At 63.6% G+C, this 16,090-nt stretch carries 14 protein-coding genes and 1 pseudogene; 5 read left to right on the top strand and 10 right to left on the bottom strand.

The genetic code is table 11. The features are described 5' to 3' along the window. Positions 1-83: 83 nt before the first annotated feature. From I7X09_RS23310 to I7X09_RS23295, 4 genes and pseudogenes are all read right to left on the bottom strand, one after another. Positions 84-272: pseudogene (locus tag I7X09_RS23310) on the bottom strand (SAM-dependent methyltransferase); the annotation flags it as partial. 36 nt (positions 273-308) lie between these two features. Beyond that, positions 309-2,852, bottom strand: a complete 2,544-nt coding sequence (locus I7X09_RS23305; protein ID WP_200313911.1) for a polynucleotide kinase-phosphatase — start codon at positions 2,850-2,852, stop codon at positions 309-311. Continuing rightward, complete coding sequence (locus I7X09_RS23300; RefSeq protein WP_200313909.1) at positions 2,849-4,273, bottom strand: 3' terminal RNA ribose 2'-O-methyltransferase Hen1; 1,425 nt, start codon at positions 4,271-4,273, stop codon at positions 2,849-2,851. The genes I7X09_RS23305 and I7X09_RS23300 overlap by 4 nt, the downstream gene beginning before the upstream one ends. Before the next feature lie 37 nt (positions 4,274-4,310). Continuing rightward, positions 4,311-5,348, bottom strand: a complete 1,038-nt coding sequence (locus tag I7X09_RS23295; protein WP_095970241.1) for an Rv2578c family radical SAM protein — start codon at positions 5,346-5,348, stop codon at positions 4,311-4,313. 98 nt (positions 5,349-5,446) lie between these two features. On the opposite strand from I7X09_RS23295, the gene I7X09_RS23290 reads away from it, so the two are divergent. The 4 genes from I7X09_RS23290 to I7X09_RS23275 are packed head-to-tail and all read left to right on the top strand — an operon-like array spanning position 5,447 to position 9,043. Beyond that, positions 5,447-5,827 carry a RidA family protein gene (locus I7X09_RS23290; protein ID WP_095970242.1) on the top strand — a complete coding sequence of 127 codons (381 nt, stop codon included), beginning with the start codon at positions 5,447-5,449 and terminating at the stop codon, positions 5,825-5,827. A 54-nt stretch (positions 5,828-5,881) separates the two neighbouring features. Beyond that, positions 5,882-6,781: a DUF5995 family protein gene (locus I7X09_RS23285; protein WP_200318063.1), complete on the top strand. Its 900-nt coding sequence runs from the start codon at positions 5,882-5,884 to the stop codon at positions 6,779-6,781. Positions 6,782-6,830: 49 nt separating this feature from the next. Then, positions 6,831-8,264, top strand: a complete 1,434-nt coding sequence (locus I7X09_RS23280) for a putative nucleotidyltransferase substrate binding domain-containing protein (RefSeq protein WP_234036688.1) — start codon at positions 6,831-6,833, stop codon at positions 8,262-8,264. Next, complete coding sequence (locus tag I7X09_RS23275) at positions 8,261-9,043, top strand: Fic/DOC family protein (RefSeq protein WP_200313907.1); 783 nt, start codon at positions 8,261-8,263, stop codon at positions 9,041-9,043. The genes I7X09_RS23280 and I7X09_RS23275 overlap by 4 nt, the downstream gene beginning before the upstream one ends. Here the strand turns inward: I7X09_RS23275 and I7X09_RS23270 are convergent. From I7X09_RS23270 to I7X09_RS23250, 5 genes are all read right to left on the bottom strand, one after another. Then, complete coding sequence (locus I7X09_RS23270) at positions 9,021-9,386, bottom strand: AraC family ligand binding domain-containing protein (RefSeq protein ID WP_200313905.1); 366 nt, start codon at positions 9,384-9,386, stop codon at positions 9,021-9,023. The two genes, I7X09_RS23275 and I7X09_RS23270, sit on opposite strands and share 23 nt — an antisense overlap. Before the next feature lie 103 nt (positions 9,387-9,489). Further along, positions 9,490-11,472 (bottom strand): 5-oxoprolinase/urea amidolyase family protein, encoded by a 1,983-nt coding sequence (locus tag I7X09_RS23265; protein ID WP_200313903.1) that lies wholly within the window; start codon positions 11,470-11,472, stop codon positions 9,490-9,492. After that, on the bottom strand, positions 11,469-12,122 hold the full coding sequence (locus I7X09_RS23260) for an urea amidolyase associated protein UAAP2 (RefSeq protein WP_200313900.1): 654 nt from the start codon (positions 12,120-12,122) through the stop codon (positions 11,469-11,471). Before I7X09_RS23260 ends, I7X09_RS23265 begins: the two co-directional genes overlap by 4 nt. After that, on the bottom strand, positions 12,119-12,952 hold the full coding sequence (locus tag I7X09_RS23255; RefSeq protein ID WP_200313898.1) for an urea amidolyase associated protein UAAP1: 834 nt from the start codon (positions 12,950-12,952) through the stop codon (positions 12,119-12,121). Before I7X09_RS23255 ends, I7X09_RS23260 begins: the two co-directional genes overlap by 4 nt. A 2-nt stretch (positions 12,953-12,954) precedes the next feature. Continuing rightward, positions 12,955-14,514 carry an amino acid permease gene (locus I7X09_RS23250; RefSeq protein ID WP_095970248.1) on the bottom strand — a complete coding sequence of 520 codons (1,560 nt, stop codon included), beginning with the start codon at positions 14,512-14,514 and terminating at the stop codon, positions 12,955-12,957. Positions 14,515-14,711: 197 nt separating this feature from the next. Between I7X09_RS23250 and I7X09_RS23245 the strand changes: the two genes are divergently transcribed. Beyond that, entirely contained in the window at positions 14,712-15,443 is a 732-nt protein-coding gene (locus I7X09_RS23245; RefSeq protein ID WP_166810239.1) for a TetR/AcrR family transcriptional regulator, read from the top strand. A 12-nt stretch (positions 15,444-15,455) separates the two neighbouring features. Here I7X09_RS23245 and I7X09_RS23240 read toward each other — a convergent pair whose 3' ends face one another. After that, positions 15,456-16,010: a LysM peptidoglycan-binding domain-containing protein gene (locus I7X09_RS23240; RefSeq protein WP_095970250.1), complete on the bottom strand. Its 555-nt coding sequence runs from the start codon at positions 16,008-16,010 to the stop codon at positions 15,456-15,458. Positions 16,011-16,090 lie beyond the last annotated feature (80 nt).

Raw genomic sequence — 16,090 nt, 5'->3', positions numbered from 1 at the left:
GTGCGCTGCCTGAGATGCCGGTCGACCAGCGCCATCGGAACAAGCGAGACAAACCGAAGCCGACACCAGGTCGTGGGGTCGGGTTCCACACCGACCACCACGTCGAACCGCCGACGCAAGAGTTCGATCAGATTGCCCGTCCCGCACCCCACGTCGAGAGCACGAGCGGACCTGACCCCGCGCAGATTACGTAGAATCCACCGGCCGTAGTGATCGTTGTGACTCCACGGATGGCGTCGGTTGAAACCGTCCAAGCGAGTAATCACACCCATACCCGACGGTATCAATCCGAGCCCCGGCACCGGCCGTCACAACCGCGGGTCGACCGGCTCCGATTCGAGAGCCAACACCGCGAACACGGCCTGGTGCGCTCGCCACAAAGGTTCACGGTCGACGAGCCTGGAGACTGCCTCCATGCCGAGCGCGTACTCGCGCAGCGCCATCGACTGCTTGTGCCCGAGGTTGCGATTGCGTAGCCGAGCAAGCGTCGACGGTTCGAGGTAGTCGGCACCGTAGATCAATCGCAGGTACTCCCGGCCGCGAACCTTGATGCCCGGTTGTACCTTCGCGTTGTACCCCCGCGGTCCGTGGATCTGATTCGCCAGAGGTTTGACGACCATCCCCTCACCACCGTCAGCGGTCAGTGACTCCCACCACTTCGTCGCTTCGGACACCGAGTCCTCGGAACCGAGATCGACTACCAGTCGACGCGTGGTGGTAAATCGATTCGGGTCGGCCGCGGCCAGGCGGTCCGAAATACCGAGGTGCCATTCGTGATCCCGTTCCCCGTACGACTGGCCCTCGGTCGCAAGAATCTGGAAGGGCGCGATGGTGACGCCGTCCAGTCCGTTCGTCGGCCACACATACCGTCGGTAGGCCTCACCGAAGCGGTCGATACTGGCAGCCCGAACAGTTGTCTGTTCGAACATTTCCGCCACGTCCAGGCCCCGCGAACCTGCCTGCGCCAACACGGCCTCGCGAGCGGCGAGGTCTGATCGCCCTGCCGCCGCGACCGACGCGTACTGCGAGCGCAGCAGACCCTCCGCTTTGACGTTCCACGGCAACAGTTCGCAGTCGAGGAGCAGCCAGTCGGTGCCCAACTCTTCCCACAACCCCGCTGCTGTGGCTGCGGCGGCGATGTCGTCGATCAACTGCTGAGTCAGGCCGTCGCCGAAGAACTGACGGCCGGTGCGGGTGTGCACCATCCCGGTGAGCGAATCCGGTGCGTCGAAGCGGGACTGAGCAACCGATCGATCACGGCACACGAGCACCACTGCCCGCGAACCCATGTGCTTCTCTTCGCAGATCACTGTTCCGATTCCGCCGGCCCGGTATGCGTCGAACGCGGTCGACGGGTGTTCCAGATAGTCGTCGGACTGAGCCGTCGCGCAGGGCGCCATGGTCGGCGGTAGGTACCGCAGCCATTGCGGGGCGACCGCGAATCGGCTCATCACTTCCAAGGCGCCGGCGGCGTTGTCGGTGCGAACGGACACTCGCCCGCGCAGTTCGGTGTCGACGCCGGTCGTTTCGAGGACGTCGGCGAGATCGAGCACATCCGGATCGCGAGTCGGCGCAGCCAGCGGCACCACCGGCTCGTACCAAACCCGCTCCGCCGGAACCGACACGATCTCTCGTTCCGGGTATCGAAGAGCGGTGAGGGATCCACCGAAGACGCACCCGGTATCGAGGCACGCGGTGTTGTTGATCCATTCCACCTCGAGCACCGGCGTGTGACCGTAGAGGACCATGGCTGATCCTCGGTAGTCCTGCCCCCACGGGTATCGAACAGGCAAGCCGAATTCGTCAGTCTCACCGGTGGTTTCACCGTAGAGCGCAAAGCTTCGCACCCGGCCGGACGCCCTGTTGTGGTAGTCCTCCTTGAGACCGGCGTGTGCGACGACGAGTTTGCCGTCGTCCAGGACGAGGTGCGCCACGAGGCCGTCACAGAAGTCGACGACGCTTTCGCGGAACTCCGCCGACTCGGCGGCAAGCTGCTCGAGCGTCTCGGCCAGTCCGTGACTGGCCGTGACCTTCTTACCCCGAAGCGCTTTGACGAGTTTGTTCTCGTGGTTACCCGGAACTGCTATCGCATGTCCCGCCGCGACCATCCCCATGACCAGACGCAGCACACCGACCGAGTCCGGTCCCCGATCCACGTAGTCCCCGAGGAAGACGGCAGTTCGCCCGTCCGGCGGCACCGCATCGACAGCCCGGCCATCCGTCCCGTAGTCGAGGGTGTAGCCGAGTTTCACGAGGAGCGACTCGAGCTCACTTCGACATCCGTGGACGTCGCCGATGACGTCGAACGGGCCATGCTCGACACGCAGATCGCTGCGCAGCGGGTGGCGCGAGAATGTGGCTTCGGAAACCGCGTCCTCACCTCTGAGGATGTGAACCGAACGGAAACCTTCCTTACCCAAACCTCGGAGCGAGCGAGTCAACTGTTGGTGCTGGCGGCGAATGACGTCGCGTCCGAACGTCCGATCAGAGCGAGCGTCGTTTCGTGCCGAACACACCGATTCCGGAACATCGAGCACGACTGCCACCGGCAGTATGTCGTGCTCGCGTGCCAACGCAACGAGCCGCTTGCGCGCAGCGGGCTGGACGTTGGTCGCGTCGACAACCGTGAGACGTCCGCGTCGCAGACGCTTGGCTGCGACGAACTCCAGCACTTCGAAAGCGTCGGACGTCGATTCCTGTGAGTTCGGATCGTCACTGACCCACCCACGGAAGGTGTCACTCGAGAGAGTTTCGAAGTCACCGAAGTGACGCGCCGCGAAGGTCGACTTTCCCGAGCCACTGACACCGATGAGTACTACAAGAGCGAGGTCTGGAATCTCGTACACCGTCATGACGTTCGTGCCTCCTTCGTGAAGATCGCCATCTGAGTCGGCCCGCCGAGGGCCGGATCGATGGCTCCGACGAATTCGAACTCCACGGAATACCCGTAGGCTCGGGCCGTTTCGGTTGCCCAGTCGCCGAATTGGGTTCGGGAGAACTCGAACCTGTGGTCCGGGTGCCTGAACTCTCCCTCCGCCAACGCCGGATACAGCACGTTGTAGTCGGCATTCGGAGTTGTCATCAGCACGTACTGCGGTGCTGCGTCCACGAAGACCGATCTGACCAGGGCAGGCAACCGCGCAGCATCGACATGCTCGATCACTTCCATGTGCACGGCTGCGTCGAAGCCTTTCATCCGTGCATCGCGGTAAGTCGCCGACGACTGCATCAAAGACACCCGTTCACGCTGGACGTCGGACATTTCGGTGAACTTCAATCTCCGCTGCGCACGCGTCAGTTCGCGCGCGCTCACGTCCACCCCGACAAGTTTGTCGAATCGAGCGTGCGGCATCAGTGCCTCGATCAGTTTCCCTTCGCCGCAACCGATGTCGACGATCGTTCGCACGGGCAGTCGCTGAAGCGTCGCCGACACTGCGTCGACGCGAAGCCTCGCCAGCGGCGGATCCGGTCGCGGTACTTCGATCTGCGCCTCGGCTTGTTCGGGAATCAGTCGATCGACCACCGATTCGACCAGGTCGCGTCGACGAGCCAGGTAGCGGGACATGATCAGCGCGGAATCCGGATGCGACGCCAACCACTCTCCAGCGACGCGGATCAATTTGTCTGCCTCGTCGGGTCCCACCCAGTAGTGCTTCACGTCGTCGAGGACCGGCAACAGCACGTAGAGGTGCCGCAGGGCGCTCTGCACCGTGTGTTCCCCGGTGAGCGTCAGCGATACGAAGTCGGAGTTTCCCCACGTCGGCAGGTGCGGATCAAGCTGCACCGGTATCGCGGTTACATCCCAGCCCAGCGGCTCGAACAGCCGACGAGGCAAATCCGCATCGCCGCCACACGGAACCACCGGAATCGAGACGGTCAACGCGAGTTCGGCTCCGACGAGTTCCGGGTGTGACTTGCACGTTCCCGTCAACGCGGTGCGAAACAGCTTCGACAGGGCAACCGAGAGGATGGACGACGCCGCATACGGCCGATCGTTGACGTACTCCCCCAGCGAAAAGTTGTCGCCACTCTTGCCGCGTCGATACCTACTCTGCACAAGTTCGATGGGGTCGACGTCCACAATCACTGCCACAGTTGTCTTCTCGGCCGAGGACTCCGGGTACAGAACCGTGGCGGTGCCGATCGCCAAGTCGAAGCTTTGCACGCGGTCGGGATGTTTGTGCAGCAGGTAGCTCAACGCGGTCGCATCAGGAGTCTGCGAGGTCGGGGTGGACGTCAGTGTGAGTAGCACCAGGCGAATGTAGCCCGGCAAACGTCCGGGGCGCCTCCGATTTACGCGCCCACGGCCGTCAGAACAAGGTAAGAGCTGCTCCCGCACCCACCAGTTCCCGAGGCGCCTCGCGCGATTCGATGCCGGCTGCACTGACGTCTCGATGCTCCGAGCGACCACCCAACCCATGACGCTCGACCAGTGGCTCGACACGGCTTGCAAGCCAGCGCTTGTACTCGGGCGTGACATACGCACCCCGCCCGTACAGCTCGCGGTAGCGACGGATGAGCGCCGGGTGTTCCTGAGCAAGCCAATTCATGAACCAACCCCGAGTACTCCCGCGCAGGTGCATCGGAAAGACCGTCACGCTGCTCGCGCCTGCCTCCGACAGTGCCTCGAACAGACCGTCGAGGTGACTGGTGGAATCGGTGAGGAACGGAATGACCGGCGCCACCATGACATTGCACGAGAATCCGGCATCGGTGATGGCGCGGATCATCTCGAGACGCGCCCGCGGCGACGGGGTACCAGGCTCGATCTGCTTCTGAAGGGCTGCGTCGTTGATCGCCAACGACACTCCGATTCCGACGTCGACCTGCGCCGCCGCCATTTTCAACAGCGGCAGATCCCGTCGGAGCAGAGTTCCCTTCGTCAAGATCGAGAAGGGAGTTCCCGATTCGGTCAACGCGCGAATGATGCCGGGCATCAAGCGGTATCGGCCCTCGGCTCGCTGATAGGGATCTGTGTTGGTGCCCAGTGCCACCGCCTCCCGTTTCCAGGACTTTCGCGCCAACTCCTTACGGAGCACCGCGGCGATGTTCGTCTTCACGACCACTTGGGAGTCGAAATCCGCGCCGGCGTCGAGGTCGAGATACTCGTGACTCGGTCTCGCGAAGCAATATCGGCATGCGTGCGAGCAACCACGAAAAGCGTTGACGGTGAAGCTGAACGGCAACGTCGACTCTTCGGGCATCTTGTTGAGCGCGCTCTTGCAGAGCACCTCGTGAAACGTGATTCCCTCGAACTCGGGAGTCTGCACGGAGCGCACCAACCCGGCCCGTTCGAGTCCGGGTAGCGCTCCGTCATCTGCATCCAATGCCTGACCCGACCACCTCATGGCCCCAAGTCGAACACTTGTTCTAAGCTATGTCAAGATGAAGCGAATAGCCGACCGTGCCTCACCACGGCCGGTGAGTTGTTGGCACAATTCCTCGCATGTCGAACACAAGCACGCCGAACAGAATCAACATTTCGTCCGGTTCCGAATGGGAACCGAAGATCGGTTACTCCCGCGCCGTGCGCATCGGTAACCAGATCGCAGTCTCCGGCACCACCGCTCCTGGTGAGACCCTCACCGATCAGACTCGCGCAGCGCTCGAAACCATCAAGGCAGCACTGGCCGAGGCAGGCGCCACCCTCGGCGACGTCATCCGCACTCGCATGTACCTTCGCGACATGACGCAGTGGGAGCAGGCCGCTCTCGCCCACGGCGAAGTGTTCGGCGAAATTCGTCCCGCCACCACGATCCTCGAGGTCAGCTCGCTGATCGACCCCGCTCTGCTCATCGAGATCGAGGCCGACGCGGTTATCAGCTGATCGCCAATCCGGACATTTGCGAAAGTGGGCGCCTAGTCTGAGCCGATGACACCGATGCGGCTGTATCCGTTGACGCTCGCGCTCGGCATCACCGTCACTTTCCTCGCGTCCACCTTCCTCTCGCCCGGCTCTGCACTCGCAGATCCGGGCGAGAGTCTTTCGACGGCCTGTGGCAGCCCGCTGAGCAATGCCGAGGTGGGCCGGATTGCCGAACTCAGCGACGTCACGACGCTGACCGGCGCTGGACTACCGCGTCTGGAGACCGCTGTCGAACGGCATCGTGAGATCACGTCGATCCTCGTCTCACACCACGATTGGCGAGGCTTGTTCTCCGTCGGCCTCGACGCTGTGGAGCACGAGGCGGTGATGCCGCTGCAGCGAGACCCTGCGGCCTTCGACGATGACGAGTGGGCCCATTCCGTCAGCTACGAATTGCTGCGCAGGTACCTGGTGAACGTCCATGCGGAGTTCACCGGCACTCCCACCGATCCGGCGTGGAGCAACTACTTCACCCTGACGCGTCAGTGCGACGCCAGTCCGGCACGAGTCGCCATGGCCGGCTACAACGCCCATCTCACCGTCGACCTCGCTCACGCCGTCGCCACATCCGGAACCACTGCGGAGGATGTCCCCGATTTCTACAAGATCGTCGATTCCATCGCCGTCAAGGGTGGTTCGATCGTAACCCTCACCAAGGCCGAGTACGACGCCGATCTCGGGCCGCTCTGGCGGTTCTACTTCGTCGGCGAAGGACTCGACCGATTGGCCGGAAACTCGCAGCCCTCGGAACTGCTGCTCCGCGCCGCCGACAGCGGATACAACACCATCACACTGGCCAACGGATTCGCCCTCCAGAATCCGCAGACACGTCCCGGCGCAGAACAGGAGATCGACGCGCTCTGGCGTACTGCAGATTCCGCTCTCGACGTACTCTCGCGACTCGGCGGTCTCTGACATCTCCCCCTCCGCTGCCTGAAACGGACACACCTGCGACAATGACCCCATGACGGGGCACTCGGCGGGGCAAGGCATGCAGAGTCCCGCCATGCGCCGGGTGCGAGACCTGTTGCGCGGGCCCGCAATTGTCTGCGACGGCCGGGCAACCATCCGCGATGCCGCCACGTTGATGACCGATGCGGGCCGCCGCGCTGTTGTGATCCCGACGGAGACAACCGGTTTCGGAATCTTCACCGAAGGTGACCTACGTGCCCGCGTGGTAGTCGGTGGTATCGACAGCAACCAGCCGGTATCAACGGTGATGACGCCGTCAGCAGTGACAGTCGATCCGGATCGACTGGGCGCCGACGCCGTGACCGACATGCTCGAGTACGGATTGCGCCATCTCCCGGTCGTGACCGAGGCAGGCGCACTGATGGGTGTGCTCGAACTCAGCGACCTCCTGACTTCGGCCACCAATCAGGGTTTCGAACTGCGCGCAGCGCTCGCCACGGCACAGGACGACTCCCACCTCGTCGAAACAGCCCGCGCGGTCCCTGTTCTGGTGACGGAATTGGTGGCGTCACGGGTCTCACCGCTCGACATCGGTGCGACGCTGGCGGTGCTGATCGACGTGACGGTCAGGCGAGCGATCGAATTGGTAGTGGGCGGAGACGAGCGACCGGATTTCGCGTGGCTGTCGCTCGGCAGCGTCGCCAGACGTGAAGCGCTCCCCTCTTCGGATATCGACAGTGCGCTGGTGTGGGGCGGCGAATCACATCACGAGGGAGCCGACGCCGCGAAGACCATCCACGACATCCTCGATCTCTGCGGGTTCCCTCGCGACACCAAGAACGCCGTCGCGACCCAGGCCAGGTTTGCTCGGACGCTCCCACAATGGCGCACTGCGCTGCGGAAATGGGTGTCCAATCCGTATCAGGACCAAGCCCTGGTCATGTTGTCGATGCTCGGGGATGCCCGCGTCGTCGCGGGCGATCCTGCGTTGGATCCTCGTCCTGCGGCGTTGGATCAACTGCGACTGCACCCGGCAGTGATGCGCCTGCTCCTTCGCGAAGCGGTCGGCGACAAGGCAAAGCTCCATTCGTTCAAGGACGTGATGACGCGTCGGACCGGAACCGTCGACCTCAAAGCCAGCGCCGTCCAACCGATCGTGAACATCGCTCGATGGGCGGGGATTTCCGTGGGCGCCCGCACGAGTTCGACCCTCGAACGCCTCAAAGCCGCAGCGGGAAGTGGTTTCCTACTCGACGACGACGCCCAGGTACTGATCGAATCTTTCGAGGTGCTGCAGCAGATTCGTGTCCGCCACCAGACCGATCAATTCTCCGCGGGTAGGCCCCCGACCGACGAAGTCGTGATCGCCGAACTCACTCCCCTCTCGCGTAGCTTGCTGAGCAATGCGGTGCGCGAAGTCGCAGGTGTGCAACGACGACTCGAATATGCCGCGTCCGCGTCGGCGCTACCCGACATCGACCCGTGAATCGCACTGCGCTCGAACAGGTTCTGGCGGCCGAGGGCCTCGAAGGCTGGGATCCGAGCGATGAGCAGATCGCGGAACTCGAAGCCGTCCTCGTCGGAACACTCTCTCGGCGTGAATATTTCGAGCAGGAATTGGCGCGGGCTGTCGGCCTGTCGTCACCGATTCCCCCGCGGATCCGCTGGCGAAGATCAGCGCCGTACGTCTATCGCGGTACGTCGGTACTCGAGAACAACTTCGACGTGCGGGATCCCGCTGCCCTGCAATCACTCGAGTTCGCGGCGACCGCGCTCCGCCTGGGTGAGGCGCACCTCGGCAGCGACCTCGTACCGCACACGCGAGACACAGCCGAACTACTCCTGCTTCACCAGCACGTTTTCCAAGACCTGTATCAGTGGGCCGGCCACATCAGAACGGTCGACATCAGGAAAGGTGCGGCGACGTTTGCGCCGGTCTCGGCGATTCGGAACTATCTGTCCGAGGTGGAAGAGATCATCGCCGCCGTCGATTGGGTAGCGCTCGATCACGGCGCTGCGTCGTTCGCGCTCGCATCGGTGTACTCGACGCTCAATCATGCCCACCCGTTTCGGGAAGGAAACGGGCGAACCGGAACCCTCTTCCTGCACCGACTCTCCGCCGACACCCGGCATCAGCTCGACTTGTCGCGGGTGAGCAGAATCGAGTGGGTATCGGCGTCGAGGGACTCTGCGCCTTTCCGGCCCACCGGAACCCCGTCGCCTCGCCCGTTCATCGATCTGTTCAATCGCGCTCTGACTCGCTGAGGAGCCCGATGAACGGAGTGCCGCTTTGCACTATCACCACAAGCATCCCGTCATCCGAACCGGACTCGTGGATCTCGCCAGGGCTCCACACCACTGCCTCACCTGTCGCCATCGAGACCCGCCGACCGTCGCCTTCGGCTACCCAGCCCGAGCCGTCCACGACGACGTACAGCTGCCAGAGGTTCGCAGAGTGCTTCCCTAACAGGCTGTTCGGTCGACACCACGCGAAGTGACTCCTGAATTCTCCACCGTCCACCGAACGGGCGAGCTGCATCATGGTGATGTTCCGGCTGCCGTACTCGTCCGCGTCCAGGCTTCCTTGGGGCAGTGTCACGAATCGCATGTCTGAGTGTCGCTCACGTAGTCGACCTCCACAATGACCAACGATGGCGACCGCTGTGGGCTGAACACCTTTTTGCTGAGTGAGGAGGGTGCTCATTCGACCATCAACCGGGCAGCGCGAACTCCCCTGCGTCGGACCAGCGTTGACGCTCGGCCCCGAATGCGACGGACTGCATCGCGCGGAACTCCTCGATCGAGCGCGAGTTCGACGCGAGGAACTCTTGATGCTCGGCCAGCGAGAAGCTGCCGTCCTCGATCTCGACGCCCCCGCCGCGGCCGGCGGCGGTGTCCGCGCGCAGATCCATCAACTCGTCCGGCTCGACGGGGTACCAGGAGATCCGGTCGAAGAATCGCAGCAACCACGGAGTGCCCTCCTCGAACGGCCCGGACTTCGCGGGATGACGGTGATTCCAGACCTGCGTCGTACGTCCGACGAACTGGTATCCACCTGGGCCTTCCATGCCGTAGATGCAGAGGTAAGCCCCGCCGATCCCGACGGCGTTTTCCGGGGTCCAGGTGCGGGCCGGGTTGTACTTGGTCGTGACAAGACGATGACGTGGGTCGAGCGGCGTCGCGACCGGAGCCCCGAGGTAGACGTCGCCGAGTCCGAGCACCATGTATTCGGCGCCGAAGACGGTGTCGAACACGTCGTTCACGGATTCGAGACCGTTCATCCGGCGGATGAACTCGATGTTCCACGGGCACCACGGCGCGTCGGCACGCACGCCGTGCATGTACCGCTGGATCGCTTCGCGCGTAGCCGGGTCGTCCCACGACAGTGGCATCCGCACAGTGCGACTGGGCACCACGAGTTCGTTGGCAGCAGGCAAGGTGTCCTCCGCCTCGGCGAGCATTCCCATCAGCTTGCGGACGGGCAGGACGTCCGGGTCGACGCGAACCTGCAGGCTGCGGATTCCCGGTGTGAGATCGAGTAGTCCGGCCGGCTTCTCGGCTTCGAGTCGCTGATGCAGTGCATGTGCACGCGCACGGAGGGCCAGGTCGAGGTTCATGTCGCCGTATTCGACCAACACGTTGTCATCGCCTGAGCGCCGGTACGTGACCGCGGTGTCGCCGTCACGGCGGGCTATGACGCCGTCGTCGCCGTCACCACCGGAGGAATGCACAACCGAATTGGACGCTCGACGCGATACTCCGAGGTCACGGCGGGAGGCTGCGCGTTCGGCGCGGATCGGTACGAAGCGAATCTTGTTCCCGGGTGCCAACTGTCCGAGCTTCCAGCGATCAGCGGACACGACCGTGATCGGACAGACGAAGCCGCCGAGGCTCGGTCCGTCGGGTCCGAGGAGGATGGGCGTGTCACCGGTGAAGTCGAGTGCACCGATCGAATACGCGTTGTCGTGGATATTCGATGGGTGAAGTCCCGCTTCGCCGCCGGTGGTTCTGGCCCAGTCAGGTTTCGGACCGATCAACCGGACTCCGGTGCGGTCGGAGTTGAAATGGACTTCGTACTCGGTCGCGTACAGCGTGTCGATGTCGGAGCGGGTGAAGAACTCCGGCGCCCCGTGCGGGCCCTCGGTCACCGCAAGTTCCCAGCACGTGTGTATCGCCGGAACATGCTCGGCGGGAACAGCTCCCACTGCGCCGGTCGCCTGTCCGAGTTTGAGAACGTCCCCCGCCCGCAGGGTCCTCCCTTCGTGTCCACCGAACCTGCCGAGGGTGAAGGTCGACGCGCTGCCGAGATAGTCGTCGGTCTCGATTCCGCCCTGGACGAGTACGTAGATGCGCAGTCCCGGGCCGCTGACCGTTCCGACATCGAGCACCGCTCCAGCGGGGACGAAAACGGGACGCCACTGACCGTGTGCGGCGCCGTCGACCGTCACCGACACCGGGGCGCCCGTGACGCATACCGTGGTGTCCTCGTCGAACGTCATCGCAGGTCCGGCCATCGCGCATTCGATGCCGGGGGCACCTTCGGGGTTTCCGAGTGCGGTGTTTCCCAACCGAAACGACAGGTCGTCCATCGGGCCCGACGGTGGGACTCCGATCTGCCAGTACCCGACGCGTCCTGGATAGTCCTGAACCGTCGTCAACATTCCGGGACGCACGATGGTCAGTTTTGCGTTCATTCGTCTGCCTCCGGCCGTGTGACTATCATGCGGACGGCAGTCGGATCGAAGCCGTTGCACGGGTTGTTGATCTGCGGGCAGTTGGACACGAGGACGAGCACGTCGCGTTCGGCACGCAACGCGAGCCGCTTGCCTGGCGCTGAAAGCCCGTCGACGATCCCGAGCGTGCCGTCGGGGTCGACCGGGACGTTCATGAAGAAGTTGATGTTGGACACCAGGTCCCGCTTACCGAGCCCCCATCTGGCGCCCTCGACGAGGAAGTTCTCGACGCACGCGTGCTGATGTTTGGTGTGGTGGCCGTACCGCAGGGTGTTCGATTCCTGTGAGCACGCGCCGCCCACGGTGTCGTGGTTTCCGACCTCGTCCGCGACCAGGGTCATGAGTGGCGTTCCGTCGTCACTGCGAAGCACGGAGCCTGCGGACAGAAACAGGTTCTTCTGGGCTGCGACCGTCGCTGCTGCCGAGTACCGAACGCTGTGATCGTCACTGGCGTAGACGAGTGTGTCGACGGCTTGGTTTCCGTGCAGATCGACGACGGTCAGGACGTCACCGGCGCGGACAACTGCGGACCACGGCCCGAATGCATCGGCAATCTCGTCGAGGATCACCGTTCCGGGAACGAGGGCGGGCACATCCAAGGTGGTGGTCATACGATCTCCTCCAGGTTCGAAGCCGTCCAGGCATCTTCGGTATTGAGCACTGCGCGTTGGTATTCCGGCCCGCCGCCGGCAAGGCTGCCGAGTTCGTCGGCCGCATTCCACGCGAGCACTTCGAGGGACGTGGTGGGAAACTCCAGCGCCGGATCAAGTGGGTGCGCGGTGTTGGCGATCATCACGATGACCGGCAGGTGGATGAGAAGATCGACCGTTGCGCCTGCGCCGGCGGATCCGGTACTGGTGAGAGCGCCGTCCGCCTCGACGCGGACACCGTGGAAGAAGGACAACGGAGGCGCAATGTCCTGCGGCCCGAGTCCGTTCTTCGCGGCAGCGACGGTGAACAGTTCGCGTCCGGCGGGTGCGGCGCTGTGCAACGAACCCTGCCCGTACTTCGCCTCGTTGGTGGCACGTGACGTCGTTCCGCAGAACGCATCGTGGTGACCCGACGTGTCCGCGACCACGGTCGCAAGTACTCGCCCCTGATCGGAGAGCAACGGGTGCCCGACGCCGAGATAGGCCTGCCATGGCACCTTGACGGTATCGGCGACGTTGAGACGCTCCCAGGGGGCGTCGGCGCGATAGAGCAAGATGTTTGCGCAGGCGCTGCCGGCGATGTCGCGAAGTCGCAATCGGGTTCCACGGGCGAGAACCTTGGTCGTGTACCGCCCACCCGGCACGGTTTCAGCCCAGGTCAGACGTTCGGGAGCGACGTCCTCGGGTGGGTTCGGCCAATGCGTAGCAGGCAATACGGGCATGGAATCGGTGATCGTTCCAGCTTGGGACCGGGCATGCTCGCGCGCTCCGGCGGTGGTCTGAGTACTCATGGTCAGGCTCCGATCGTGACGGGATTCGGGGTGGCGCGGCCGCGCGGGAAGCAGGCGACTCCCAGCCCCACCACCAGCGCTATCGTGATGGGCGCGGCCCACTGCAGAATGGGGTACTCCCCCGTGGGGTTGAAGATCTCGGCTCGTGGCCAGGACAGGTTGATCACCATCAGCGCGCCGTACACAACCGCGGCGATGTTGACCGGGACTCCCCAGATGCCCAGGGAGAAAAGCTTTTTGCCTTCGGCGTCGAACTTGGGGCCGACAGCGGTGCGCGGCCAACCCTTGAGACGCTGAACCAGCAGCGGCACGGTCACCATGAGGTAGGCCAAGTAGATCAAGATGATGCATACGCTGGACAGGGTCGCGAAAATTGCCGAGTTGCCCACGTTGACGGCCAGAACGGCTATGCAGATCAGGCCGATGAGGACGGACGGTGCGATAGGTGTTCCGGTGCGGGGATTGACCTTTGCCAGTATCTGCGAGGCAGGCAGCCGGCCGTCGCGGGCCATGGAGAACATCAGCCGTGAAGCAGCAGTCTGAATGGCCAAGGTGCACACGAACACTGCGATCGAGACGTCGATCAACAGGACCGTGCCCCACGGCGAACTCAGAATCGATGTCAGTACGTACGGCAAACCTTCCGTGGCCAGGCGTCCGTCGGTGAGTGAGGGGGCTGCCATCAACGCGCCGAGAATCATCAAGCCGCCGCCGAGTGCGGAAGCGGACAGTGCGAGGCGGATCGTACGAGGTGCGACGCGTCGGGGGTTGCGGGTCTCCTCGGCCAACTCCCCTGCCGAACCGAAGCCGACCATGACGTAAGCGGCCATCAGTCCGGACATGATCCACGCCCAGGCGTATCCGGGCTGACCGCCGGCACTGCCGGTGTCGAAGACGACGTCCGGTCCGCGCTGAGCGTGGGTGAAGAACATCCCGATCACTGCGATGACACCGACGATTTCGCAGGTCACACCGATATTGTTGATACGCGACATCCAGTTGACGCCGATGCAGTTGATGAAGGTGGTCAGAACCAGAAGTACCGAACCGAGCAGCACGGCATTGGCAGCACCGCTCGAGGAGGTGAGCGCACTGTCCTCGCCGATGATCTGGAACCCGCTCCACACATTGGGAAGCACGACCTGCAAGGCGATGGCAGCAGCCGATGCAGTGACGATCTGAGCGAGAATCATGAACCACCCGGCGAACCAGCCGACTATCTCACCGCCCATCCGTCGCGACCACTGGTAGATGGCTCCCGAAATCGGATACCTGGCAGCGAGTTCCGCGAAGTTGAGCGCGACCATGAACTGGCCGACGAAGACGACCGGCCACGTCCAGAAGAACGCCGGACCCGCGAAACCGAAACCGAGGCCGAACAATTGGAAGATCGTCGTCAGAATGGAGACGAAGGAGAAGCCCGCAGCGAACGACGCGAACTTTCCCAGCGATCGATGCAGCTGCTGCTCGTAACCGAACTCCGCGAGATCGCCGTCGTCGTGAGGTGACGAGGCGAGTGCGGATGCGGTGGTGGGCTGCGCAGCCGGGGTTGTTGCACTCAACGGCGTACTCCTTCGGCGAGGCGATTCAGAGGCGAATAACTGTCGATTGACAGTTTTCGCGAAATCAACTCGTCGCAGGTGACGCCCGCGTATACGATTCGCCCGATTCTGTAACAGGCTCGTTGAGTACGTTTCGAGCACGTGACCGAATGCTCACAGGGCCGTCCACCCCGCACGTAAGGCCTCCGCCTGCCACTATGGAAGGCGTGACCAACGCCGGCCCCGGACGACCCCGCCTGACCGCTCGCCGACGCCCGGGTGGGACCGCCCGGGCGGAGATCTTGGATGCTGCTGCAGAACTGTTCACCACCCGAGGCTTTGCCGCGACGTCGACGCGCCACATTGCCGAAGCTGTCGGGATGCGTCAGGCGTCGTTGTACAACCATTTCGCCACCAAGGACGACATCCTCGTTGCGCTACTCGCCGACACAGTGACTCCGGCGCTCGACTTCGCCGAGAACCTCAGGCCTCTCGACGCCTCTCCCGAGGTGAAGCTGTATGCACTGTCGTACCTCGACGCCGCGCAACTGATCACCGGTCGGTGGAACCTGGGCGTCCTTTACCTCTTGCCGGAACTGAGAAGCGACAGATTCATGTCGTTCCGGGCTGATCGCGATCGGCTTCGCGAGCAGTACCGGGCACTCGCCCAGGCAGTTCTCGACGCGATGGGCGATCCTGCGTCGACACAACTGGCCGAGTTGCCGTTTCGTCTGGTCGAAAGCGTGATCAGCGCAAGAGCCGACGCACTCGAAGGAACACCGATCCCCGACGCCGCGGTGATCGCCGGGTCCGCACTGCGCATTCTGGGGTGGCGCCAGGATCTTGATCCCATCCACACGGAAGCAGCAGAGCTCATTGCGAACGCAGAAACGTCGACATTGTCCGGAGCTGCAACAGCTCCGGACAATGTCGACGCAATGAAGACCTGAACGGCCACGAGACTAGACCGAGAGGGACTGTCCCGGGAAGATCAGGTTGATGTTCGGGACCTGGCTGGCGAGGTTCTCGAGCGAGATGCCGTGTGCAGCAGCGATCTTCGACAGGGTGTCGCCTGCCTTGACCACGTAGTTGCCGCTTCCGGTGCTTGCTGCCGGAGCCGACTCGACGGAAGCCTCAGCGGTGATGGGAGCTGCTGCGGCCTCGTAGTTGCCTGCGGTGGTGCCGGTGGTCAGGTACTGACCGCACACGGGCCATGCGCCGACGCCCTGGCCTGCGAGAACGTTCTCGGCGACACGGATCTGCTCAGCCTGGCTGGCGTTGGCAGCGTTGCCCGATCCACCGAACGCGTTCCAGGTGCTCTGAGTGAACTGGAGACCGCCGTAGAAGCCGTTGCCGGTGTTGGCGGCCCAGTTACCGGAGGACTCGCAGTTCGCGACTCCGGACCAGTCGTGGCCGGCTGCCGAAGCGGTACCGGTGCTCATGGCGAGCGGGATCGCGACGACTGCGCCTGCGGTTGCAACTGCGCCGAGGGCGCGCTTGAAGGTAATGCTGGTCATTGGGTAGATCCTCTCCGCTACCGCGGACGAGGTCGGTCCGGACGCTTGCACGTCTCGTCGATCGACTCGTCTGTTTCACT

The sequence above is a fragment of the Rhodococcus sp. P-2 genome, assembly GCF_016598535.1.
GTDB lineage: Bacteria > Actinomycetota > Actinomycetes > Mycobacteriales > Mycobacteriaceae > Rhodococcus_F > Rhodococcus_F baikonurensis.
This window is presented reverse-complemented; position numbering and strand designations above follow the sequence as displayed.

Bases quoted from the DNA above. Each gene is read 5' to 3' on its own strand.
- I7X09_RS23305 (WP_200313911.1), bottom strand. From the start codon at position 2,852: ATGACGGTGTACGAGATTCCAGACCTCGCTCTTGTAGTACTCATCGGT.
- I7X09_RS23295 (WP_095970241.1), bottom strand. From the start codon at position 5,348: ATGAGGTGGTCGGGTCAGGCATTGGATGCAGATGACGGAGCGCTACCC.
- I7X09_RS23290 (WP_095970242.1), top strand. From the start codon at position 5,447: ATGTCGAACACAAGCACGCCGAACAGAATCAACATTTCGTCCGGTTCC.
- I7X09_RS23285 (WP_200318063.1), top strand. From the start codon at position 5,882: ATGCGGCTGTATCCGTTGACGCTCGCGCTCGGCATCACCGTCACTTTC.
- I7X09_RS23280 (WP_234036688.1), top strand. From the start codon at position 6,831: ATGACGGGGCACTCGGCGGGGCAAGGCATGCAGAGTCCCGCCATGCGC.
- I7X09_RS23270 (WP_200313905.1), bottom strand. From the start codon at position 9,386: ATGCGATTCGTGACACTGCCCCAAGGAAGCCTGGACGCGGACGAGTAC.
- I7X09_RS23265 (WP_200313903.1), bottom strand. From the start codon at position 11,472: ATGAACGCAAAACTGACCATCGTGCGTCCCGGAATGTTGACGACGGTT.
- I7X09_RS23260 (WP_200313900.1), bottom strand. From the start codon at position 12,122: ATGACCACCACCTTGGATGTGCCCGCCCTCGTTCCCGGAACGGTGATC.
- I7X09_RS23255 (WP_200313898.1), bottom strand. From the start codon at position 12,952: ATGAGTACTCAGACCACCGCCGGAGCGCGCGAGCATGCCCGGTCCCAA.
- I7X09_RS23245 (WP_166810239.1), top strand. From the start codon at position 14,712: ATGGAAGGCGTGACCAACGCCGGCCCCGGACGACCCCGCCTGACCGCT.
- I7X09_RS23240 (WP_095970250.1), bottom strand. From the start codon at position 16,010: ATGACCAGCATTACCTTCAAGCGCGCCCTCGGCGCAGTTGCAACCGCA.